The organism is Nitrospiraceae bacterium, assembly GCA_020632595.1.
GTDB lineage: Bacteria > Nitrospirota > Nitrospiria > Nitrospirales > UBA8639 > Nitrospira_E.
Genome location: JACKFF010000001.1, coordinates 143,166 through 166,386, shown reverse-complemented (window position 1 = coordinate 166,386; position 23,221 = coordinate 143,166). Strand labels below are relative to the sequence as shown.

19 protein-coding genes are annotated in these 23,221 nt (G+C 51.6%); 17 read left to right on the top strand and 2 right to left on the bottom strand.

Annotated features, from left to right (window positions below; translation table 11 throughout):
* The first annotated feature begins 58 nt into the window (after positions 1-58).
* The 8 genes from H6750_00740 (at position 59) to H6750_00705 (ending at position 8,353) form a co-directional block, all read left to right on the top strand.
* Positions 59-2,878, top strand: a complete 2,820-nt coding sequence (locus H6750_00740; GenBank protein MCB9772837.1) for a PAS domain S-box protein — start codon at positions 59-61, stop codon at positions 2,876-2,878.
* Between the two features lie 297 nt (positions 2,879-3,175).
* Complete coding sequence (locus H6750_00735) at positions 3,176-3,826, top strand: response regulator transcription factor (GenBank protein MCB9772836.1); 651 nt, start codon at positions 3,176-3,178, stop codon at positions 3,824-3,826.
* A gap of 234 nt (positions 3,827-4,060) precedes the next feature.
* Complete coding sequence (locus H6750_00730; protein MCB9772835.1) at positions 4,061-4,753, top strand: response regulator transcription factor; 693 nt, start codon at positions 4,061-4,063, stop codon at positions 4,751-4,753.
* A 175-nt stretch (positions 4,754-4,928) separates the two neighbouring features.
* Positions 4,929-5,972, top strand: coding sequence for a response regulator (locus H6750_00725; GenBank protein ID MCB9772834.1), 1,044 nt, complete (start codon positions 4,929-4,931; stop codon positions 5,970-5,972).
* A 74-nt stretch (positions 5,973-6,046) separates the two neighbouring features.
* Positions 6,047-6,217, top strand: a complete 171-nt coding sequence (locus H6750_00720; protein ID MCB9772833.1) for a hypothetical protein — start codon at positions 6,047-6,049, stop codon at positions 6,215-6,217.
* A gap of 277 nt (positions 6,218-6,494) precedes the next feature.
* A complete protein-coding gene (locus H6750_00715; GenBank protein MCB9772832.1) occupies positions 6,495-6,740 on the top strand; it encodes a hypothetical protein in 246 nt (81 codons plus the stop codon).
* A gap of 312 nt (positions 6,741-7,052) precedes the next feature.
* The gene (locus tag H6750_00710; protein MCB9772831.1) at positions 7,053-8,030 is read left to right on the top strand and encodes a hypothetical protein; all 978 of its coding nucleotides are present in this window, start codon (positions 7,053-7,055) and stop codon (positions 8,028-8,030) included.
* On the top strand, positions 8,027-8,353 hold the full coding sequence (locus H6750_00705) for a DUF2934 domain-containing protein (protein MCB9772830.1): 327 nt from the start codon (positions 8,027-8,029) through the stop codon (positions 8,351-8,353). The genes H6750_00710 and H6750_00705 overlap by 4 nt, the downstream gene beginning before the upstream one ends.
* 79 nt (positions 8,354-8,432) lie before the next feature.
* On the opposite strand, the gene H6750_00700 is transcribed toward H6750_00705, so the two are convergent.
* Positions 8,433-8,573 carry a hypothetical protein gene (locus H6750_00700; protein ID MCB9772829.1) on the bottom strand — a complete coding sequence of 47 codons (141 nt, stop codon included), beginning with the start codon at positions 8,571-8,573 and terminating at the stop codon, positions 8,433-8,435.
* A 371-nt stretch (positions 8,574-8,944) separates the two neighbouring features.
* Here H6750_00700 and H6750_00695 point away from each other — a divergent pair, with 371 nt between their 5' ends.
* Together H6750_00695 and H6750_00690 are read left to right on the top strand one after the other, a co-directional pair.
* A complete protein-coding gene (locus H6750_00695; GenBank protein MCB9772828.1) occupies positions 8,945-9,301 on the top strand; it encodes an STAS/SEC14 domain-containing protein in 357 nt (118 codons plus the stop codon).
* Positions 9,302-9,665: 364 nt separating this feature from the next.
* Positions 9,666-10,646 (top strand): NTP transferase domain-containing protein, encoded by a 981-nt coding sequence (locus H6750_00690; protein MCB9772827.1) that lies wholly within the window; start codon positions 9,666-9,668, stop codon positions 10,644-10,646.
* A gap of 1,570 nt (positions 10,647-12,216) precedes the next feature.
* Here H6750_00690 and H6750_00685 read toward each other — a convergent pair.
* Entirely contained in the window at positions 12,217-12,852 is a 636-nt protein-coding gene (locus H6750_00685; protein ID MCB9772826.1) for a YchE family NAAT transporter, read from the bottom strand.
* 360 nt (positions 12,853-13,212) lie between these two features.
* On the opposite strand from H6750_00685, the gene H6750_00680 reads away from it, so the two are divergent.
* The 7 genes from H6750_00680 (at position 13,213) to H6750_00650 (ending at position 23,116) form a co-directional block, all read left to right on the top strand.
* A complete protein-coding gene (locus tag H6750_00680; GenBank protein ID MCB9772825.1) occupies positions 13,213-14,139 on the top strand; it encodes a universal stress protein in 927 nt (308 codons plus the stop codon).
* A 203-nt stretch (positions 14,140-14,342) separates the two neighbouring features.
* Positions 14,343-17,048, top strand: coding sequence for a bifunctional acetate--CoA ligase family protein/GNAT family N-acetyltransferase (locus tag H6750_00675; protein MCB9772824.1), 2,706 nt, complete (start codon positions 14,343-14,345; stop codon positions 17,046-17,048).
* A 14-nt stretch (positions 17,049-17,062) separates the two neighbouring features.
* Entirely contained in the window at positions 17,063-17,359 is a 297-nt protein-coding gene (locus tag H6750_00670; GenBank protein MCB9772823.1) for an STAS/SEC14 domain-containing protein, read from the top strand.
* Between the two features lie 142 nt (positions 17,360-17,501).
* On the top strand, positions 17,502-18,614 hold the full coding sequence (locus tag H6750_00665; GenBank protein MCB9772822.1) for an efflux RND transporter periplasmic adaptor subunit: 1,113 nt from the start codon (positions 17,502-17,504) through the stop codon (positions 18,612-18,614).
* 190 nt (positions 18,615-18,804) lie between these two features.
* Positions 18,805-20,796, top strand: a complete 1,992-nt coding sequence (locus H6750_00660; protein MCB9772821.1) for an ABC transporter ATP-binding protein — start codon at positions 18,805-18,807, stop codon at positions 20,794-20,796.
* The gene (locus H6750_00655; GenBank protein ID MCB9772820.1) at positions 20,793-21,947 is read left to right on the top strand and encodes an ABC transporter permease; all 1,155 of its coding nucleotides are present in this window, start codon (positions 20,793-20,795) and stop codon (positions 21,945-21,947) included. The genes H6750_00660 and H6750_00655 overlap by 4 nt, the downstream gene beginning before the upstream one ends.
* Entirely contained in the window at positions 21,944-23,116 is a 1,173-nt protein-coding gene (locus tag H6750_00650; protein ID MCB9772819.1) for an ABC transporter permease, read from the top strand. Before H6750_00655 ends, H6750_00650 begins: the two co-directional genes overlap by 4 nt.
* The last annotated feature ends 105 nt before the right edge of the window (positions 23,117-23,221 follow it).

Below are 23,221 nucleotides of genomic sequence, written 5' to 3'. Positions count from 1 at the left end.
GAGTCGCTAGGTGTCTAGGGCAACAATGGGGAGGCAGAAATCCGGGAAAAAGCCAATCATGAGCCCAAAGAAAAAACCAGCTGCCGGGAATAACCTCTTGCGTCAAAAGGCTGAGATGGCCTTGAACACTACGCCCGCCCAGGTAAAAAAGATGTCGCCCGAGGAAGTGCAACATCTCGTGCACGAACTCCAAGTGCATCAAATCGAATTAGAGATGCAAAACGAGGAGCTTCGACAGTCACAGGTTGACCTGGAGGTGGCCCGGGACCGGTATGCCACCCTTTTTGATTTTACACCGGTGGGATACGTCACGCTCGATGGAAGCGGTCGCATTCTGGAAGCCAATTTGACTTTTTGTCATTTGCTGGGACTGCCACGGCGGACCATCATCCACAAAAAGTTTGAAGAATTTGTGGAACCGGATGACCAGGGGATGTTTCGTCTATATCTGGAAACGTTGCAAAAGAAACCAGGTACTCAGCCTTCCGATATTCTGACCTTGCAGCATGGCGAGAGCATCCATCGAGTCCGCTTGGAAGGCTGCTTGGAGACCATGGAATCTTCGGGCATGGCAAATCTGTTTCGAATCGCAGTCGAAAATGTGACGGTACTGGAACGAATAGAAATCGCACATGATGAGCAACAGGCCTTGATGGGAGTGGTGGTGAATGGTGTGATGGATGCGATCGTGACTACCGATGAAGAGGAGCGGATTGTGCTGTTTAACGAGGCCGCCGGGCAGATGTTTCGCTGTCCCGCTTCGAGCGCCCTGGGGCAGTCAATTAATCGATTTATCCCCGAGCGGTTTCGGGAAGCCCATCATAGACACCATCGCCAGTTCGGACAGGATTCGCAGGTCTCCCGGGATATGGGGCAGGCGAGGGAGATTTTCGGACTACGAGATGACGGGGAGGAATTTCCGATCGAAGCGACCATTTCACGAGTGGAATTGAAAGGAAAGAGCAAAGGCCACGGCAAAAAATTATTCACGGTGGTGTTGCGGGATATTTCCGAACGTCGACAAGCACGGGAGGCGATTGAGAAAGAACAGGAATTTATTTCGGCAATTTTGGATACCACCGCCGCATTGATCGTGGTCCTGGACTCCCAGGGAACCATCATCCGGTTCAATCGTGCCTGTGAAATGCTGACGGGTTTTTCCTCTGAAGAAATTCAGAACAAGCCATTTTGGGAGACCGTGCTGCCCGCCACGGCTGTGGAAGAGGTCAAGGCGTATTTTCAGGCATTTCTCCGAGGTCAAGCCCCGAACGTTCATGAGAACTATTGGATCACCAAACAGAAGCAACTGCGCTGGATTGCCTGGTCTAATACCGTGCTTCGGGATAACCAGGGTGAGGCGAAATACCTGATTGCCACCGGCATTGATCGCACCAGGCAACGGGCTGCGCAGGATGCTCTGGAGAAAGAGCGAAGGTTTGTGAACCAGGTGCTGGACACGACAGGCGCCCTCGTGGTGATTCTTGACCCGCACTTGCGGATTCTTCGCACCAACCGGGCCTGTGAGCAGATGGTCAGATACTCCTTTTATGATTTAAAGGGACAACCTTTTGTGAATCTCTGTGTCATTTCAGGGGAGGATGATCAGGGGGCCAGGAACATTGTGGAGGCTTGCCAGTCTGGGCGCCTGCCGGTCTTGTTTGAATCGGCCCTGGTGAATCAATCGCGTCAGCTGAGTTGGATTCAGTGGGAAACCAAGGCCATTCATGATTTGAGAGGGAACGTCAAATATGTTATTGCGACAGGAACGGATATAACCCCTCGCAAGCAGGCCGAGCAGCTGCTTCAGCAGAATCAGGAGCAACTTCAAGCGATTCTTGATCACAGTCCGGTTTCCATCTGGCTCAAAGATCTTGAGGGGCGGTATCTGAAGGTCAACCGGCAGTTCGAAAAAAATGTGGGTCTCTCCGAGAAAGAAATACTGGGGAAAACCGATAGTCAAATTTTTCAATCCGAACGGGTTGCGCGATTTGAGGATATCGACCAAACAATTTTTCAAACCGGGGAGGCCTATGAATCCGATGAAGTTTCGGCCTGGTCAGAGGGAATCCGTATCGAACACGTATTTAAGTTTCCCTTATTGAATCTCAAGGGGAAACCGTATGCACTGTGCGGGATTGCCACGGATATTACCCAAAGAAAACAAGCGGAAACCATTCTTCAGGAAGCCTCTCAGCGCCTGGAAATTCAACAGCAGGAGCTTCGCTCACTGGCTGCCCAACTCCTGACTGCGCAGGAAGAGGAGCGCCGGCGTATATCCCGTGATCTGCATGATGATGTCAATCAACGGCTTGCGCTTCTGAGCTTGAAGCTGCAAGCTGCGCAAGACGTCCTTCCGGATCATCACCTCGTCACGCCAATGATCCGTGAGCTCTATGAAAACGTCGCCAATCTGTCCGATGATATTCGGCATTTAGCGTACCAATATCACCCGTCGATTCTCGATGATCTGGGATTGGGCTCGGCTCTTCGCTCGTTGTGCGAAGACTTTGAAAAGTGGGAAGGGATCCCGGTCATGTGTGAGTTGCCTGATGGAGCACGAAAAGTTTCCCAAGGGGTGGGCACATGTCTGTATCGTGTGGTCCAGGAGAGCTTGCGAAATGTTTCAAGACATGCTCAGGCCTCGGCAGTCCATCTCATTTTGAGGGAGGACGAGCAGGAAATTACTCTCTCCATTCAAGACGATGGACAGGGATTTAAAGTGGACGGGCTCCTTTCCCGAGGCTTGGGTTTTGTCAGCATGAGAGAACGGGTTCGTCTGGTGGGTGGAACCCTGTTGGTGGAGAGTCAGCCCGGCCATGGCACAACCGTGAAGGTCTCAATTCCGGGTAGCGAAAAAAATGATTGGTGTGTGGCATAGATCGGCTTGTGGCGTCAGGTTTCGGGATAGTTGGATACTCCGTCACTCATGGTTGTCTTTCTATTCCGTCATCCTCGCAGATGAGATTCGGGGATCGGTCCGAAAGATTTCAAAGAGAGATTCCTAATTTCGAATGGGAGGAAGGCTATACAGATGAGCAAAGCCAACCAAATTTCCCGATACAGGTTGTCGGGAATGAGGGTCAGATTATAAGGTGTTAATGCCAGGGCATGGGAAAAGGTCAGGACTATCTGCATGGCCAAGGTGGCCGTGCCTCAAAAGCATAGGACACGTTCCATGGTGACCCGACCTCGTGTATTATTAGCCGACGATCATGTATTGGTTCTGGAGGGCTTGGCCAAACTGGTTGCGGAGGACTGTGACCTTGTGGGGAAAGTGGAGGATGGGCGGGCCCTTCTTCAGGTTGCTCCGAATTTGGAACCGGATGTGATTGTCTTAGACATTTCCATGCCAAAATTGAATGGACTGGATGCCGCCCGTCAACTGAAGAAAATACTTCCTTCGGTCAAGCTGATTTTCCTGACCATGCATGCGGACCCTCTGTATGCAAAGGAAGCCTTTCAAATCGGGGCCTCCGGTTTTCTCCTGAAACGTTCTGCGGCTTCAGAGTTGATGCAAGCCATCCATGCCGTGATGAAAGGGCAGTACTTTGTGACCCCGGCCATTGCCAAGGATTTTTTGAGTACAATATCTCAAACGAGTCCGGTTCCCCAGATTGAGAAAAAATCCTTGACGCCACGACAGCGGGAAGTTCTTCAACTCATCGCCGAGGGTCACAGCACTAAACAAATCGCGACGATATTACATGTGTGTCCTAAAACGATTGAATTTCATCGAACGCAGATTATCCGTGGATTACAACTTCATAGCACGGCCGAATTAACGAGATATGCCATCGCGCATGGCCTCATTGCTCCTGAGGAATAACCGGTTGTTCATATTGCCTCCCGGCCTACTTCATGATCTGATCTGACTGCACATACCGTGTAGTGGTGATTTATTCGAGAGGCTTTGAGGCAAAAGTGCGGCACGTGAAACCCTGGATAGGTGGCTAGGAGGTTTTCCTCCGAGAACTAGGGATTTGCCTAGTGGTGCGTGGGGTTTCCTTGTATACAATACGGGAGGCTGAAGGGTGTGACCTATAGTCTGGAAAACGTCTAGATGGCCGTTCATGTCCCTCATCTTCGTGATCTTTCATGTGGCAAAGGCTCCTTGACGAATCTTCCCCGTATTGTGCTGGCGGACGATCATCCCATGGTGCTGGAGGGGGTGGCCAAGCTTGTTGAGGATTTTGGCGAGGTCGTGGGGAAAGTGGAGGATGGACGATCGCTGCTGGAAGTCGCTTCACATCTGAACCCGGATGTGGTGATCATGGACATTTCGATGCCGAGTTTAAACGGGCTGGAATCGGCACGGCATCTCCAAAAGCTTGTTCCCCGTTGTAAAATCATTTTCCTGACAATGCATGCGGATTCCGCCTATATTACCGCGGCATTTGAGGCCGGAGCTTCTGGATATCTCTTGAAACGGTCTGCCGGTTCCGAACTGCAATTGGCGGTCAAGACGGTGTTGGCGGGCCGCCGGTATGTCACGCCTTTTGCCCTGCGGGGGGAGGTCTCGCTTAATGTCTTCCTGGGAGGGGAAAAATCGTTGTTTAAGCTACTCACTTCTCGTCAACGGGAAGTCTTGCAGTTGATCGCCGAAGGCCGTTCCACCAAAGCCATAGCCACCCTTCTCAATATTTCCACTAAAACGGTAGAGTTTCATAAAACCAGGGTCATGGAAACCTTAGGGATGCATACGATTCCAGAGTTGACCCAGTTTGCGGTGGCTTCCGGCCTGGTTGAGAAGTAGGCGATTCCGATTATCTCCCTCCTGCATCCTAGGATTATTTCCCGAAAGGACTAGGGGTTTCCCTAGTTCTTTTTTTTTACGTCGATCGGTATTTTACACCCGCACCCTAGCAGCAAAATCCCCTTTGACTCTGACGGTTTCATGGTTGAAACCGATGTGAAAGCGAGGCCCTCGGATGAACCACCTTTTTTCATCTTTCCCGTTGGCGGAAGATCTGATGAACACCGCAGCCGTTCCTCTTCGACCCGGTCGGTTTGAGAAGGGTCTGGCTTTGCAATTTCTCTCGGGTCAATACAGCGGATGGCCGGTGGTCGATCCTACCGGAGAAATTCTGGGGGTCGTGACCGAACTCCGTCTGTTGCAAGCCTGTTCACGCGTGAATTCCCTGGATGAACTGCGGGTCGAAGACACCATGACCACACCGGTATATGTGTTTGAGCAGGATCCGCTTGATGTCGTGATGAAGGAAATGGTTCACAGCCAGGTTCTGCGGATGCCTGTGGTTCGTGATCGGCAGCTTGTCGGGGTCATTTCCCGGGCAGATGTCTTACGGCATAGCCTCCCCTTATCTTCGCCTGCCTCCCAATTCGTGTTTTCCTGTGCCTGGTGTGAACGGGTTCATGATCCCTCGGAGGGGCTGGTCGGAACAGATGCCTGGCGAATGTTGGATGCCTATTTGGCAAGGCATCAACTCACATTCTCCGATATCGAGCCTGCACAAACCTATTGCCCTTCCTGTCTGGAAATTCTTCAAGCGCTCCAAACCACATCGCCGGGTGTGTCGCGTGCCGGGACCGAGGCCAGGGCTCAGGAAGTCCGTCCCTGTTTGTTGGTGGTCGATGATGATCCTTCCGTTGCCGGGTTGTTGGATCAAGCCCTTCAGGAATGGGGATATGAGGTGCTTGTTGCGAGAAATGGGCGGGAGGGCCTGGATCTGTTGGACGGCCGTTGCGTGGATGGAATTTTACTGGATATGCACATGCCCATTATGGATGGGCGGACCATGTTGGATGAATTACGCTGGTTGGGACATCAGATGCCGGTGGTCATGATGTCGGGCGCCTCAGAGGAACCATTGCTCCGGCGGATGTTGCAGGAAGGTGCTCAAGGATTTTTCCTTAAACCGTTCCACCTCGCTTCTGTTCAACAAGCCTGCCGTAAGATCTTTCAAAACGATGAGTTCAAGTCAGAAACCTCCTCTCGTTTCCATGTGGCCTGATGGAAGACGGGATTTCGGTTAGAGCTGATGGATTGTTAAATGAGGTCTTGGGCATTTTTCAGAAAGGGGGACCCATGAATGAACATAAGGCCGGTCGTGTGAATGGAACCCTTAAAACCGGTGTGAGAGAAGTCTGTGCCCATCAACGCCTGGTAGACGAACAGGTCAACATAAAAGGCGAGAAAACCGGGTACCTGGTTTGTCTGGAATGTGGTGAGGTTATTCATGATCAGATGGAAGCCTGAAATTGAGGGAGATGAATGTCATCTCCAGGTTCATGGAGGGTGAAGGCCTGTGATGCTCCTCGTGCTTCACGACGCTGAATGTGCCAAAGAGAAGGTGCCGCGGTGTTGGTCGCTACTGTTCACAGGCGGTTTTGCACGATTTGATATGGCTTCGCCGATGAGCGTTCAATCAGGTTTGATAATTGCAGTAAAGGGCATGTCCATGTTCTGCTCATCTGTCTTGAAATGATGTCGTGCTGAACTGGTAGCCAGGGAATGCAAGGCGGAGGTTGATCCAATGAAAGATGTCTCATTCGTGGCCAACAAGCAGGGAGAAGTGCAAAGTCTGCCAATTCCTGACAATGAAAACCAGGGGATGAGGCTTGATGGTTCTTCTGATTCACTAGAGAGCAAAATTGACAATCGCGCCCATGAGATTTCCCGGTGGGCAGGTGAGCCTCGTGGTCCGACTTTAGCCAGTTGGTTGAAAGCCGCAAGGGAGATTTTGGCCGAAGATTCTGAAGGACCGCAATTCACTGCCTAAAGCCTGTTTGCCCGGCTAGCCAATTTTAATCGGGTCCTCATATCCAAGCTGGAATTTTGACGTTTTTAATCCAGAAGCTTTTTTTATCTCTCCAGAAGTTGGGTCTCCGCTCATGAAAGCGGGGATGTCCAGGCAAGAGGAATAGGATCGGTATGTGGTTTCGGACATCCATAAGTGCCCTAGGAAAAATTTCTTGCTTTTTTTGGAAAATACCCTGTATCCCTCCCTCTTTTTCCCACGTTATAAAGGTCCGCGTAGATTTATTCATAGCTTTCATACAATTTTTTCGTGCCAAGGAAGGAGCTCCGCCCTATGTCTCAATCCCATGCCTTATGGTCTATGATTCTCGCCGGTGGGGAGGGGGAACGAACACGTTCGTTTATTGAACGATGGTTAGGCTATCCCAAGCCCAAACAGTATTGTACATTTGTGGGAAACCGGTCGATGTTGCAACACACTTTAGACCGGGCGGATCGCCTTGGGGCTCCGCATCAAAAAATCACGGTGGTGGCCCAAAGCCATCAAAGGTTCGCAGGAGAGGCCTTAGGAGGTCAGCGGGCAGGACAAGTGATTCTTGAGCCGAACTATTGCGGCACCGCCCCTGAGATGTTTCTCCCTCTCACCTATATCCGGGCATGGGATCCAAGTGCCACGGTGGTCATCTTCCCTTCTGATCATTTTGTGTTTCCGGAAACCCGTTTTTTGGAAATGGTTCGGCGTGCCATACGCGGGAGTCGTATTTTTCAGGATCGCCTCCTGCTGTTGGGGGTTCGTCCGACTCATCTCGAATTGGACTATGGCTGGATGAATGTGGGTGGGGTGTTGGGTTGGAGTGGAGGATCATGTGTTCGGCAAGTCGATTCCTTTGTTGAGCAACTCGACCACATCCAGGCCCTCAATGCCATGGCCAAAGGCGCACTCTGGAACACATCGGTAATGGTGGGAAAAGTTTCCACCATCTGGAAGCTTGGCTGGCAATACCTTCCTGTCATCATGGAGCGGTTTGAGCGATTAGGAAAAGCCATCGGGAGCACTCATGAGGGTCGCATGCTTCGTCAGTTGTATCAGAAAATGCCCAGATTAGAGGTGTCTTCCGAATTACTTCAGCGCGTTCCGGAACGCCTGGGGATGATTGAGCTGGAAGATGTGCTTTGGAGTGATTGGGAAGTCTCAGATCGCATTCGTGACACGCTGAATGTTCTTGGAAAGGAGCCTGCGTTCCCCTCAGATCTTGCCACCATGTCCTGTTCCTCACCGCATGCATTCTCTACTCTCGAGCTGACCCGATGAGTCCGAAACGCGTATTCACAACAAGTGATCGCAAGGAACCGGAAGGACAGTCCGGCGCAACTCGTCAAGGCAGGAGAGTTTCGGGTAAGCCGTTACGCGCTAAGACATCTTCCAGGGCCAAGACTCGAAAACCTCTTCCGCCGGAGGAGGAACATGAGGGCGAGACTCCATTCGCGAATGAGGATATTCAGCCGCGCATTGCTGAACGGGCCTATGAGCTCTACCAGCGGCGGGGAGGCCACCACGGTCAGGATCTCGATGATTGGTTCCGTGCGGAGCAAGAGGTCATGGCTGAAGAATCATGGGAAAATATTGAACCATAGAGCGAAATTCGGGACAGCCAGCCTTGCGCCGTTATTGCGCGAAGGTCGACAGAGCTCCGTTCTATTAAGACTTGAAGGATTAGCGAAGGCAAGGGTTAGTAGGGTTAGGACTGTCCACGATGGGACTCGGTTGTCGATACACAATATCAATTGTGCCGACTCTGTCCGGGTATCCCCCGCCGATCTTGAGGGAATTCAGCTTTGAATGACTAAATTCCATTTGGGTTCCTCCTAATAAATCCTGGGAATGACCAATGGGTCTAATTCCCGATTTTCCTCCCTTGTTGTTGCAATCTTCAACAGTACCCCATTCATCCCTGTAGCTTTTTGGCCAAGTAAACCTTTCCCAGCCTGGTCCGTTCCCTCAGAACCCGTTGCGAACAGAAAGAATTGGTCCGCGGCCCTCTCCTGGCATAACCCTCGCTAGAGAAAGAATAGCGGGTCTATCCCGGAAGGGCAGATGAAATGCTTCTAGGCCAAAGGAGGTGCTGGACCTAAGAGGAAAAAAATATCAAGCCATTGGATTTCTCGGTGGAAAGTATCCCGTGCGGGCCGGTTACGAATTCGTGTTTCGGGGGTGAAAGGTACAATATGTATCGAATTTTAGATGAAAGTGAAGACGGAAGTGTGGGAATACGGGTTGAAGGTAAATTATCAGTCGAAGAGTATGATCTCTTGAATGCGTACCTGGCGCATCTGATGGAGGAAGTTGGGCCGATTAATTTCTTATGCGATATGGCAACCGTTGAAGGCGAAAATGGACAAGCTGTATGGGAGGAAATAACTAAACATCTTCGGAACGCTCAAGATTATCAACGAATTGCGGTAGTGGGAAGCCGACGATGGTTGGAGGGCGGACTGCACGTTACTGTTCCCTGGCCAAGGGCACAATGTAAATATTTTACACCAGACCAGACGGAAGAGGCCTGGCATTGGGTAAAGGGGTGAGGGGCTCAAATCGCTTGCCAACGGGCGTCATCCGGATTCCGCAGAGGAGGTGGCCCGTGAATAAGTGGTGGCGATTTTGGAAAAATAGCCGTTCGAGTTAAAACCTTTCATTCTTTTCACTCAACGAGGGCATGCTCGGCTTCGGACCCATTTCCGTTAATCCCTGCGGTGGTGAAGACGTTAGCCTGGCATCCCCGATACCGTTTATGGGGGTTCACTGCTGTATCCTAGGGTCATTTTCCTGTTTGACTAGGGAAATTCCCAGTTCCTTCCTTGTGTGAAATGTTTTACAAAGAATATTCCATAATGGGGAAGACGCTTAAGGTACTTTGGCATTCATGACCCAGGGAGGGAGATGAAGAACATGCTGAGAGCCGAGGCTCATCCGTTGTGGTCGATCATCCTAGCTGGTGGGGAAGGGGAAAGGACCCGCCCGTTTATCGAACAGTGGTTGGGTGGGCATAAACCCAAGCAGTATTGCACCTTTGTCGGAAAACGATCCATGCTTCAACATACGCTGGATCGGGCAGACCGCTTGGTCAGACCTGAACATAAGGTCACGGTGATCGGTCGGAACCATCGGGAGTTTTTGAATGAAGCCATTGATGGAGACACGTCCGGGCAGGTGATTGTTCAGCCCCAGAATTGTGGAACAGCCGCAGGAGTGTTTCTTCCGCTGACCTTTGTTCGAGCCTGGGATGCGGATGCCACAGTCGTCATTTTCCCATCCGATCATTTTGTCTTTCCGGAAGCTCGTTTTCTCGAGACGGTGAGGCGAGGGATTCGCGCAAGTCACTTTCTTCAGGATCGTTTGATCCTGTTTGGCGTTTCTCCTTCCCATCCCGAATTGGATTATGGGTGGATCAACCTGAGCGATGTCCTGGGCTGGACCAATGGGTCATGTATTCGCCTCGTCGGTTCCTTTCTTGAAAAACCGGACCTCCGTGAAGGAAAACAGGTCATGGCAAGTGGCGCTCTTTGGAATACCTTGGTGATGGTGGCCAACGTGACCACTCTCTGGAAGCTTGGTTGGCAAAACCTGCCGGTTATGATGGAACGGTTTGAAGAATTAGGTGCGGCGATTGGAACTGCGCACGAAAATAAGACGCTGCAAGAGATCTATCGAGACATGCCTGTCCTGGACTTTTCTCGGGAATTGCTTCAACGGATTCCTGAGCATCTGGGAGTGATGGAATTCGAAGAAGTGCTATGGAGTGATTGGGGACAACCCGAACGCATTGCCCATACACTCAAAACTCTCGGGAAAAAACCTGCATTTCCTTCTGAAATTTTAGAAAGGTCATTGGCTCCCACCGATGCCATTTCTCGGATAGAAGTGACATGATGGGTAAAATGCATTCATTTGCCCATCCGATACACCTCAGAATCCCCCCTTAGCCCGTAGGTTCAATGGCGCGGTGAGAAAAAAGGCATCATATAAGAAAGGTCTCTTGAGAAGTTCAGGAGAGCATGATCCCTGGTGGGACCGAATTCATGAACCCTCAATCTCTTATTTGGAATGTGCGCGCGGCTATCACCCGGCGGACAGATGCAATCATGCACTGTCGAGACGGACATCATGGACAGGACTTGATGATTGGGTCGTTGTTGAGCAGGAGATATTGGCCGAAGAATAAATCATCATCGCCCGGGAGATCTGTTCATCAGTCGCATGGCAGGAATTCCCGTTTGCACATCTTCCTTGTTCGTTCTGAGTGACGGCCGGTTTCCTGGAATAATTGTCCCTGTGCGTGTCATTAGATTGCCCCCGGCTCACAATCATGGCGCCTTTATTTTTTCTCAAGAGAAGGTGTTTGTATGATATGCACGAACATGTTCTGTGGTTTCATCTTCGTCTCGTCAGTCTTCCTAATGGATGGGCTTTGAAGGCTTTATTTGGTCTCAACATCAAAGACGTGTCTAAATCCAGACTACGGATGACCTTCCACAACGGGACAGGGAGACTATTCAGCCGCAAAAACGGGATCGAGCAAACGAATAGCTTCCAAAACACGAAAGGAACCCGGAGGGAAAGGCCAAGAGGATTCATTCCCCCAGTCCAAACGGAAAAGGTGAATCTCCATCAATGGGAAAAGGATGCGGTATGGGTCGGCAAGGACGGGAGGTAGCAAGACCCATCTCCGGCTGCCATGGATGATGAAAATCCATGAGCCAAAGCTGTATGCGCAGAATTACCAGAGCCCGGTGTTCATCGGGGGGCATTGTTCCAGTCCCGTTCACCAGTTTCCTTTTACGTGTGTTACCTCATTTTGGATGTTGTCGGGCTGAATACGAGTCTGTTTCGTGAAACAGAATTGGAATGTCTTCTTTTATAAAGGAGAAATGATGTGTGGTCCAAGATGGGCTTTGATCATATTGGGTATTTTTCTTGTATCCACGTTAGGGTGTTTGCCCACGCCCTCAGTGCGTGGAGAGATCCTTCCTTCAGGGGAATGGTATGGCCGAGCGCGAATGGTCCACATCCCGTTCTCGGGACTTCTTCAAGATACTGTTTTTGCCCCTTTTCCCAGTCAGAATGGTTTGGTTTCAGGTTCGACCTCTCACTGATCACATCATCGTCTTCAGATTCCGGAATTCCTCACATCTGTATTGAGTACATGGAATCTCATGGAGCTTAGGACGAATCCGACCTCTCATTCCCTTGTTCCTTCCTCCTTTCCCGGAAGAGCGTGCTAACCCCACATATGAATCATATGGGGCAACTCCTACAGAATCATGGGCTGTTTCTGGTAATTCACAAAAGAATCTGGTAAGGCAAAACGCCATTAAACTCGATAGTGGATTAAGAGCGGTTCACACGTGATTTCCTGTTGAGTCGAGCGGGATAGAGCTACCCCAAAAAGGCGGCATTGACCTAATGCGAATTCATGTCGGCCCACCAAACTCTTTTTGTCTCATCCCGCCAAAACCGGAAACAAGCCTTTCAATCCGTTAGCAATGAATTCTACGGCGATGGCTGCCAGGATGAGTCCCATGATACGTGTAAAGATATTAATGCCGGTCTGGCCTAAGCGCCGGGAGATCCACGGTGCCAAATGTAAGGACGCCCAAATGCATAGGCCGACTGCAACGATTGCAAGGGCAATGAGGGCTTCATGAATCCAGCCGATTCCTTTATGAGACTGAAGCACGACTGTGCTCAACGAACCGGGTCCCGCCAGTAAGGGCGTTGAGAGCGGGACGATGGCAATGTCCTGTTTCCTGTCGGACTCCTCAGCTTCTTCTTTGGTCTGCACCGTGAGGCTCCGTTGTGCCTGAAGCATGGAAATCGCCAGGAGTAAAATGAGGATCCCGCCACCCACTCTGAACGAACTTACACTGATCCCGAAAATTGCGAGGACTCCTTCCCCTGCGACCAAGGCTACCAAGAGGATCAGAGTGGCCGAGAATGAAGCGATTCTGGCAATGTTTTGCCGGGCTTTTATCTCTTTTCCCGGAGTGAGCGCGATGAACATGGAGATCGCCCCCAAGGGATTGATGACGGCTAACAGCGCCACAAAAATTTTCAGGTATTCAGTATAATCCAGCATCGGGTATCTATTGGTTGGTTCCTCTCATACATCTGCGTATCCGGGAACTCTAAATGCTCACCGGCCACAAAAGGCATGAGTTCTGATGGGGTATGACATCGAAAAACCTGTATAGTCATGCGATACTTCTCATTGTAGCAAGCAAAGAAATGTTTCACTTCATTTCCTGGCGGATTGTCATGCTTGGGCTCTGACGCTCCACTGGTCTGGCTGCTGTGAAATCGTGTGTCGTTGGTGCGGCGATCTGTCATTCGCCTGGCGGAAATGGAATTGAGAAAAGAAAATACAGGAAAGGGAGACATCAGGTAAACTGGAAAGGGGCAGGCGGTTTCTGTTGTTATGGGTTGAAAGGAGCGCAAAATGAAAGTGTTGTTGGCGGTAGAGCAAACTCGTATTTCTGAAGGGGCCATTCAAGTTCTCAGCAGATTGACACTGCCGGGTGGATCCGTTCTGTTTCTTCTTCATGTGAACCCGGTCCCTCAAAAGATTACGGGTCTGGCGAAGGAACGGATTTTGAAAATCTCCCAGCAGGTACAAGAGGTGCAAAAACAGGCGCTTGAGCAGGCACGTGAGTTTCTGGGTAGAGTCGAAAAAAGGGTGAGTCATCAGGGTGTACAGGTGTTTCCTCTTGTGAAAAAAGGCTTTCCCGGAGAGGAAATTTTAAAAACCATTCACGCGAAAGACGTCGATCTGGTAGTCCTCGGATCACGGGGCTATTCCAAGGCGAAGGGGATTTTACTCGGGAGTGTCAGTCAATGGGTGTTACAGGAAGCGCCATGCTCGGTGTTGATCGCTCGCCCCATGGCGCGGGAGAAAAAAGCTGGTCGAGGCATGAAGCTTCTCCTGGCTACTGATGGATCTGCCGATTCCCGAGCGGCCGTCGAATTTATTCAAAACCTGACCTTACCCCCTTCCTCACAGATCACCATTCTCCATGTCGTCAAAAAACATGTGTTCGAAACTGAACAAACGTTGATTGCCGACAGCAGGAAGGGGGATGAATTTGCCAAATTGGCCGAAGAACTCCTGGCGATTCGAGGCCGGGAAGGAGCGAAACTCCTTGAACAGACTAGAAAGGTCCTGAGTGCTCCTGACCTTCACATTCAGGAGCGATTGGTGTTTGGCAATCCAGGAGATGAAATTCTTAAAGCTGTTCGATATTTGCGAGCTGATCTTGTTGTCCTGGGATCGCGTGGGTCGACCGGGGTCAAGCGGGTGTTTCTGGGCAGTGTATCGAACAAGGTGGTCAGCGGTGCCGGATGTTCGGTGGCGGTCATACGGCATTAAGAGAAAAAGTGGTGCTTTCAAGGCTGGGATAAAAATGCTGCATCGTTGCATGATCATGGTCCTGGTGGCGCTCGCCTCGTGCCAAAGGAAGTGGGCAACAGAATGAACTCGCTGCGGCCTCCTCACTCCATCCCGTATCCACAGTGGCGGTCGGTATTGCGGAATTGTTTGACAGTATTCATCTGTGAATAAAGGTCCCTGTCATGAGCATTCGAAATTTTAAGTACCTGTTTAAGCCACGCGCTATTACGGTGGTTGGTGCGTCGAACCGGCCACATCGCGTGGGAAGTGTGGTGATGCAGAATCTTCTAAAAGGGGGATTCGAAGGGCCTATTCTTCCCGTGAATCCAAAGTATCAGGCGGTGTGCGGAGTGCTGGCTTATCCCGATGTGAAGGCCCTGCCGGCCAATCCCGATCTCGCCATTCTGTGCACCCCTCCCAACACTATTCCGCGGTTGCTTCAAGAATTAGGCGAACGCGGAGTCCGGGCTGCGGTCATTCTGACAGCCGGCATCAGGCAGGATGCATCGGGGAGGGAGGGTGCGACGGATTGGACGGACATGCTGGAAACCGCAAGGAAATTCGGTATACGTATTCTGGGTCCCAATACCGTTGGCATGCTTATTCCCCGGCTGGGACTCAATGCCAGTTTTGCCCACGTGGAAGCGCTCCCGGGCTCGCTGGCGTTTCTTTCCCAGTCAGGCGCTCTTTGCACGGCTGTGTTGGATTGGGCCCGATCCAAGGGAATCGGCTTTTCGCATTTTCTTTCCCTGGGGGATAGCCTGGATATCGATGTTGGTGATGTGCTCGATTATCTGGGCAGCGACCCCGATACCCGGGCCATTCTTTTGTACATCGAATCCATCACGCAGGCCAGAAAGTTTATGTCGGCGGCCAGAGCCGCCGCTCGGAATAAACCGGTCTTGGCGATTAAAGCGGGACGACATCCGGAAGGGGCCACCGCCGCCAGTTCCCATACCGGGGCACTCATCGGTCGTGATGAGGTGTATGATGCCGCATTCTGCCGGGCTGGAATCTTGCGGGTATTTGAAATCGATGAATTGTTCGATGCCGTCGAAACCCTGGAGCGAGCCCGTCCATTACAGGGAGAACGATTAGCGATTGTGACGAACGGAGGAGGGCCGGGAGTTCTGGCTGCCGATGCCTTTGCCGAAGGCGGGGGTGCCCTCGCCGGCTTGTCAGAGGCCACCATCCAAGAATTGACCGCCCTATTGCCGGCAAGCTGGTCTCACGGAAACCCTGTTGATATTGTCGGGGATGCGAGAGGGGACCGCTATGCGCAGGCATTGACCAGTATCCTGAACGCGCCGGATGTGGATGCGGTCATCGTGACCCATGCTCCCACAGCAGTCGTCACCAGCGAGGAGGCTGCGCTGGCCGTGGTGAAAGCGGTTGGCGCCTCGTCCTCCAAGAAAAATGTGTTGACCAGTTGGCTTGGTGGCCAAACCACCCTTCAGGCCCGGCGTATGTTCGCCGAGGCCAATATTCCCACCTATGGTACACCTGAAAAGGCGGTGCGCGCCTTCCTGCACCTGATTCGATACTCCCAACGACAGCGCATGCTGATGGAAATTCCCCCATCCATTCCACGTGAATTTCAACCGGCCACGTCTTCCGCACGATACGTGATTGAACAGGAATTAGCGCAGGGGCGTTCTCTGTTGAATGAGCCGGAGGCAAAGGCCATTCTGGCTGCCTATGGGATTCCCACGGTGGAGACCCATATCGCGTCGACCCCCGAGCAGGCCATTCGCTTCGCGGAACAGGTGGGATTTCCCGTGGCATTGAAAATTCTTTCTCCCGACATTACTCATAAAACGGATGTTGGGGGTGTCGTGCTTGATGTGGAAAACTCCAAGGCCGTTGAAACGGCGTTTCAGGGAATGAGGGACCGGTTGCAGCAACTTCATCCGGGAGCGGAGATGCGTGGTGTGACGGTCCAACCGATGGCCCGTCGGCCTGGTGCATACGAATTATTGATGGGGGTGACCGTCGATGCCGCGTTTGGCCCGGTTATTGTGTTCGGTCAGGGGGGCATTGCCGTGGAGTTGTTGGGGGACCATGCCATGGCTCTCCCTCCCTTGAACATGAAATTAGCCAAAGATCTGATTCAGGCGACGAGAATAGCGTCCTTATTGCAAGGCTTCCGGACTCATCCTGCCGTTGATCTTGAAGCGCTCTGCCTGACGTTGATGCAAATTTCTCATCTCGTGCAGGATTTTCCTGAAATTGTTGAGCTGGATATTAATCCCCTTCTCGCAGACCAGAATGGGGTCTTGGCGTTGGATGCCAGAATGAAAATTGCTTCGTCTCGCATTTCCGGTCCGCACCATTTGGCCATTCGTCCCTATCCGGAAGAGCTTGAGGAATGGATGACGCTGCGATCGGGGAAACGGATCCTGTGTCGGCCCATTCGTCCGGAAGATGAACCGGCTCATAACGAATTTTTTTCACGGTTGTCTCAGGAGGATATTCGATTCCGGTTTTTCGGACTCATTCGGGAATTACCCCATTCACAAATGGCCCGCTTTACCCAGATCGATTACGACCGGGAAATGGCGTTCATTGCGGTAGGCAAGGATGAGGCGAACCGGTCTGAAACCCTTGGTGTGGTTCGCACGGCTAATGATGCCAACAACCACACGGCCGAGTTTGCCATTATTGTGCGGTCTGATCTGAAGGGACAGGGTTTGGGACGACTGTTGTTGGAGAAAATGATCCGGTATTGCCGGCAGCGGGGTATGGCGCAGATCATGGGACAGGTCTTAACGGACAATACCGGGATGCTGGAGTTGGCCCGGCGCATCGGATTTACACAAAAACTTACAACAGAGGGAGATGCGATGGAGATTACGCTGAGTCTCACCTCCGGAAGGCCGTCTGAATAATCGAGGGGAGATCATTGCCCCAAGGATACTTTTCAGGTTATAGGCAAAGCGGACCTCTTGCGATAAAGCCGGCGGACAGAAAGAACGTCACTGGTTACGCCACCGTCGGTGGGCCAAATTGGAGATGCAAGGCCATCAAGACCGCGAAGTCCATGTTTAAGGATATGGATATGCGGACATTTTCGGAAGATCAGGAACGCAAGGCATTGGCATGGCTGGGAGTCGAGCTTGCTCAATACGCGATACGGCGGCTGGCGTATGATAATAACCCTCGCCTCAAAAAAGTTCGGGATAGTGCAACGAAAGAATAGGGGATCGCCACTTTCGATGACTACAATGCGGGTTTTAAGGGTTTCTTTTCAGCGGTTATTATTGGCTTAATTGACACGATATTATCGTGCTGACCTCCTCTTTCCCACCATTTGGGTTTAGATTTACCTGAAACATTTCGTTATGTTTCTTAAGTCAAAACAATCATTTTTCATTGTTTTGTTGCTGGTGTTCCTCATTGCCGGTGTGCTGGTTGCGGTGACGTGGTGGAAAAATCGTTCGGCTTGGCCTGAAGGCCTTATTCAAGCCAATGGTCGAATCGAGGGAGATCTGATCTCCGTGGCCACCAAATTTATGGGCCGAATCAACAAGCTGGTGGTCCGGGAAGGAGACACGGTGACCACAGGGCAGGTGATGGTGCAACTTGATGATGTTCAGGTCCGGGCGCAGGTGAAGCAGGCCCAAGAGGGATGGAAGGCGCTTGAAGCTCGCGTTCAGGCAACGCATGAAGAGCTGGCGGTCTTGAATCTTCAGGTCCCCTTGGCCATTGAATCGGCTGAGGCCAAAGTTCGGGAAATTAAGGCCAAATTACAACAAGCTTTGGCCGTCGAACGAGAAGCCCGGAGAGAATTGGACCGGATGCGTATTTTGTTTGAGAAAGGGAATGTTTCCCTTCAGGAATTCGATGTGAAACAGCGACAATGGGATGTGGTCTCGCAGGATATTTTGGCCATGCGGTCTTTATTGGTACAGACTCAAAAAGATCTGGCCCAGGCTGAGCTTGGTTGGAGACGAATTCGAGCCAAGGAAGCCGAAGTAGCCGGCCTAGAACGGCAACGGGATCAGGCCGAGGGTGCCTTGGAGGAAGTGGAAAGCGTCTTAGCTGATTTGACGATTCGCGCCCCTTCAAATGGAACCATTACGACCCGTATGGTCGATATTGGCGAGGTGGTTTCTGCCGGGGCACCGCTATTCGAGATGGTGGATCTGGACCACCTGTATTTACAAGTCTATGTTCCTGAAGTTCAGATTGGGAAGGTTCGATTAGGGTTATTGGCGCAGGTCTTTATTGATGCCTTTCCCGATCGTCCATTTCCGGCTGTGGTGCGGTATATCGCTTCTCGTGCCGAGTTCACTCCCAAAGAAGTTCAGACACCTGATGAACGTGTTAAGCTGACGTATGCCGTCAAATTATATTTTGAGGAAAACCCCGAGCACCGTCTCACCCCGGGAATGCCGGCCGATGCGGTCATCCGGTGGAAGGACGATATTCCGTGGAGAAAGCCCCAATGGTAGTCGAGCCTCGTGAACCTATCCGTCATGGGTCGTCAGGGCTTTATTGGTCAAACGGTTGTTCGGGAATCCTGGAATTTCGCGCGGAAAGCGGATCTTCCCTCATTTCGCCTCTGGGCATGCGTGGCCCTTTCCCTCCCTGTTGTGGCGGATGAATTAAACGTTTCTTGAGGAGAGATTGCCCTTGAACGCATTGAACAGGGCTCCACAGTCCCTCCCTCATCCAAGTTCCGATTGCATTGTCCGTGTCACGAATTTCTATAAACGCTATAAAACCCATGAAGCGGTCAAGGGGGTTCATTTCGACATTCGGAGGGGAGAGGTGTATGGATTGATTGGTCCGGATGCTGCCGGGAAAAGTAGCATTATGAAAGCGATCGCCGGGGTTTTGTCGTATGAACAAGGATGCGTCGAGGTGTTTGGAACGCCCATTCAATCTGAACGACAGGCTGAGGGAATTAAGGCCCGTATTGGTTTTCTTCCACAGGGCCTTGGACAGAATTTGTATCCTGATCTCTCCGTCGAAGAAAATATCGATTTTTTTGCCCGTCTTCGCATGGTGTCCGAACGCGATCTCCTTCTGAGGAAGCGTCGTTTCCTGGCTATGACCCGTCTGGATCCCTTTCGCCATCGCAGCATGAAGCATCTTTCAGGTGGTATGAAACAAAAACTGGGATTGGTCTGTACGCTCATTCATGAACCGGAGTTGATCATCCTGGATGAACCCACGACCGGGGTCGATCCTGTCTCTCGGCGCGATTTCTGGACCATTTTGTCTGACTTGGTTCAGGAACGCGGTCTCACGGCATTGGTCTCGACGTCGTATATGGATGAAGCCGCCCGCTTTCAACGCCTAAGCCTTATGTTTCAGGGCCTGGTGTTGGCCGCGGGAATTCCCTCGGAAATCCTTGCGCAGGCCCCGGGGGTATTAGTGACCGTCCAGGCTGATCCCCAGGTTGAGGCGATGTCCAAACTCAAGCGCACCTTTTCACAAGTCGACGCGATGGGGCCATCGTTGCATGTCTTTGTTGAGGATGAAGTGGCGGAGGTGGCGCAGAGCATGGTGAAAAACGCTCTCCAAAATGTGGTGGTAAAAAATCTAGGGGCCAAAGCCCCCGAATTGGATGATGTGTTCGTGGCCCTTCTCCGTCATCAGCAATTGGTTGGTGAAACAGGTCCAATGCCGCGTTCGGCGTTTGTCGGGTCTTCGCAAAATGGTGGGGTGGCGATTGAAGCCCGTGGACTCATTCGGCAGTTTGGTGATTTTCGGGCGGTCGATCAGGTCAGTTTTCAGATTAAAGTGGGAGAAATTTTTGGTCTTCTTGGTTCCAATGGTGCGGGGAAAACGACCGTGATTAAAATGCTTACAGGGATTCTACAACCGACAGGAGGCGAAGGATGGGTAGCCGGAGTCAATATGTATCGGGCGGCGGGGGCTCTGAAGCAACGCATCGGATATGTGTCCCAGTCCTTTTCTCTCTATCTGGATTTAACGGTTCTTGAAAATATCCGATTGTTTGCCGGGGTGTATGGGCTTGGGGATCGTGAGGCTAAAACGCGGTTGGATTGGATTGTGACGATGGCCGGGCTGGGAGGCTTCGAACAGACATTGGCCGGGCAATTGCCCATGGGTGTGAGGCAACGCTTGGCTCTTGGGTGTGCTCTCGTTCATCGTCCGCAGGTGTTGTTTCTGGATGAACCGACCTCAGGGGTTGACCCCGTCGGTCGGCGCCGGTTTTGGGAGATCTTGTTGCATTTGGCACGAGAAGAAGGGGTGGCTCTTCTTGTGACGACGCATTACATGAGTGAAGCTGAGCATTGCGATCGATTGGCCTTAATGGATGGTGGGAGGATTGTGTCAGAGGGGTCGCCGTCTCATCTAAAAGAAGAAGTGGAACGAGAAGCCGGAGAGCTGTTGGAACTCATGACGACTCATCCGGTGGCGACGGTTTCCTTCCTCCAACAAGCCGGATTTCATCATGTAGGACTGGCCGGGTCGAATATTCATGTGCTGTCAGATGATCCGAGACGGGATACGCAGCGTATGCGGGAGGTATGCGATGCGCATGGGATCCTTCTTCAGCGCGTGTCGCCGCGTCCTCTCACCCTCGAAGATGTGTTTGTGTATCGCATGAGGAAGATGGAACAGGAAGGCTCCGGCAGGGCGGTGGGAGGCTCGTCGTGAATCTGAGGCGTGTGGGCACCCTCGCGTTAAAGGAATGGCGGGAAACGACTCGAGATCGATTATTTCTTGTCCTGGCCTTTTTGTTGCCGGTTCTCTGGATGGTCGTGTTTGGATACGGTCTCGTGCTGGATGTCGAGAATATCCCCTTCACCATTCTGGATCGTGATCGAACGGCCTTGAGCCGGGATTATCTCTATCGTTTTGTGGAGTCACGATATTTTTCGTATCAGGGGTCCCTGGAGCATGAACAGGAGGCGAATGAACTATTGGAGCAGGGAACGGTCCGGGCTGTAGTTGTGATTCCTGAAAAGTTTGAAGAACGTCTTCTCTCCGGGTTTCCGGCGTTCGTCCAAATTCTGATCGATGGAACCTTTCCCGTGCGTACCGATATCACCAAAGGGTATGTAATTGCGATCAATCGGGCGTTCAGTCAGGACCTGGTAGTTGATTATCTCGTCCGCACCCGTGGGATGGCCCGGCAGCAGGCCCGCGCCTTCATTCAACCCGTTCAAGTAGAGGTCCGGTATCTCTATAACCAGGAGGTGAAAAGTATTTGGGGATTGGGGCCGGGACTCGTGATGTTTTCCCTGATATTTTCCACTCCCATGTTAACGGCGTTGGGCGTGGTTCGAGAAAAGGAACGAGGGTCCATCATGAATATTTACAGCTCGACCGTCACTCGATTGGAATTTTTGGTCGGAAAGCTCTTCCCTTTTGTGGTGATTTCTACGTGTAACGCCATGGTGCTGTGGGGAGTGGTGGTATTTCTTTTTGAAGTGCCCTTTAAAGGAGATTTATTCTTTTTTGCCGTGGCCTCTCTCGTCTTTGTGGTGTGTTGTACGGCGATGGGATTTCTCGTGTCTCTGTTGGTGAATACCCAAATGGCGGCTCTCATTATTACCCTGGTGCTGACCACCGTCCCCACCTTTCTGTTTTCCGGTTTTATCACTCCCGTCTCGTCTCTGAGTCCTGGGGCTCAGGTCCAAGCCCATTTGTTTCCCGCGATGTATTATACGGACATTGTGAGGGGGGTGTTTCTCAAGGGACTTGGATTTGATGGCTTGGGGCTCAAACTGGGGATTTTGATTTTGTACACGTCGGCCCTGCTCGTGTTGGGGTTTTTCTTGTTTCGGAAAAGGCCAAAGGCATGAGGCCCCGGGTGAGCCCATTCTGGGCTGCGAGTCTTATCTGGTGGCGGCGCCTCCTGGTTATGACCAGAAAAGAGCTATTGCAATTATGTCGGGATTTTCCCTTGCTGATCTTTTTTCTGTATTCGTTCACCTTGGCCGTCTATATCACGGGAACAGGCATTACCGCCCAACTGAGACATGCCAGTCTGGTTGCGTACGATGCCGATCATAGTCTCTCCTCTCGGGAACTCATCTATCGATTTCGGCCACCGTATTTTCGTTTCGATGGGGAAATCAGTCATCCCGAGGAAGGGCTTCGGCTTTTGGACCAGGGAGAGACGATGATGGTGTTGGACATCCCTCCCAGGTTTCACGAGTGGTTAGCCAAGGGCGAGCAGGGGAAGGTGCAAATTCAAGTCGATACCACGAATGCGCCACAAGGCTTATCCGCTGCGAGTTATGCGGCTCAAATTGTCGCAAGGTTCGGTGAAAATCTGGTCGAGCAACGATTAGGCCTACATTCAAGTGGACAGAATGTGTTGCCTCAAATCCGCGGCGAATATCGGGTGTGGTATAACCCTGAGCAAAAAGATGCCTGGTTCGAGTCGACCTCGCACATTCTTCGCATGACGACGCTTTTTGCGATTTTATTACCGGCGGCAGCCCTCGTCAGGGAAAAAGAGCGCGGAACGATTGAGCAGTTACTGGTCTCGCCTCTGACGCCCTTTCACATCATGGCATCAAAAGTCCTGGCCATGACGCTGATGATCGTCGGGGCGGTCAGTGTGAGTATTTTTGGTGTGCTTGGTCCCATCCTCCATGTTCCGATTGCCGGCAGTCTGCCTTTATACTATTGCATTATGGTGTTGTACGTTTTCACCACGGCCGGTATTGGATTATTTGCCGCGACGCTGGCTCGAAACCAGGCTCAAGTTGGGATGATGACCATTCTGGTGTTGGTGCCTATACTGCTCTTGTCCGGGGTTACCACTCCCATGGAGGCTATGCCGAAGTGGGTACAATATATCATGATTTTTTCCCCCCTACGCTATTACATAGAAATTACCCATGGGATTTTTTTTAAAGGAGCCGGGCTTGCCAGTCTCTGGCATTTAGTGTTGCCCATGGGGCTGCTAGGAAGTGCGACCTTCGGGTTCGGCGTGTGGAGATTTAGAAAGCAGTTTGACTAAGGGGATCGCCGGAGAAACCCGGAGGGTGAGTCATGCAAAAACATGCCGGTGTCCTGTAATGGATAAATGAATGGTGGCATATACAACGAAGATCTGAAAAACGGG

Bases quoted from the DNA above. Each gene is read 5' to 3' on its own strand.
- H6750_00740 (MCB9772837.1), top strand. From the start codon at position 59: ATGAGCCCAAAGAAAAAACCAGCTGCCGGGAATAACCTCTTGCGTCAA.
- H6750_00735 (MCB9772836.1), top strand. From the start codon at position 3,176: ATGGTGACCCGACCTCGTGTATTATTAGCCGACGATCATGTATTGGTT.
- H6750_00730 (MCB9772835.1), top strand. From the start codon at position 4,061: ATGGCCGTTCATGTCCCTCATCTTCGTGATCTTTCATGTGGCAAAGGC.
- H6750_00725 (MCB9772834.1), top strand. From the start codon at position 4,929: ATGAACCACCTTTTTTCATCTTTCCCGTTGGCGGAAGATCTGATGAAC.
- H6750_00720 (MCB9772833.1), top strand. From the start codon at position 6,047: ATGAATGAACATAAGGCCGGTCGTGTGAATGGAACCCTTAAAACCGGT.
- H6750_00715 (MCB9772832.1), top strand. From the start codon at position 6,495: ATGAAAGATGTCTCATTCGTGGCCAACAAGCAGGGAGAAGTGCAAAGT.
- H6750_00710 (MCB9772831.1), top strand. From the start codon at position 7,053: ATGTCTCAATCCCATGCCTTATGGTCTATGATTCTCGCCGGTGGGGAG.
- H6750_00705 (MCB9772830.1), top strand. From the start codon at position 8,027: ATGAGTCCGAAACGCGTATTCACAACAAGTGATCGCAAGGAACCGGAA.
- H6750_00700 (MCB9772829.1), bottom strand. From the start codon at position 8,573: ATGGAATTTAGTCATTCAAAGCTGAATTCCCTCAAGATCGGCGGGGGA.
- H6750_00695 (MCB9772828.1), top strand. From the start codon at position 8,945: ATGTATCGAATTTTAGATGAAAGTGAAGACGGAAGTGTGGGAATACGG.
- H6750_00690 (MCB9772827.1), top strand. From the start codon at position 9,666: ATGCTGAGAGCCGAGGCTCATCCGTTGTGGTCGATCATCCTAGCTGGT.
- H6750_00685 (MCB9772826.1), bottom strand. From the start codon at position 12,852: ATGCTGGATTATACTGAATACCTGAAAATTTTTGTGGCGCTGTTAGCC.
- H6750_00680 (MCB9772825.1), top strand. From the start codon at position 13,213: ATGAAAGTGTTGTTGGCGGTAGAGCAAACTCGTATTTCTGAAGGGGCC.
- H6750_00675 (MCB9772824.1), top strand. From the start codon at position 14,343: ATGAGCATTCGAAATTTTAAGTACCTGTTTAAGCCACGCGCTATTACG.
- H6750_00665 (MCB9772822.1), top strand. From the start codon at position 17,502: ATGTTTCTTAAGTCAAAACAATCATTTTTCATTGTTTTGTTGCTGGTG.
- H6750_00650 (MCB9772819.1), top strand. From the start codon at position 21,944: ATGAGGCCCCGGGTGAGCCCATTCTGGGCTGCGAGTCTTATCTGGTGG.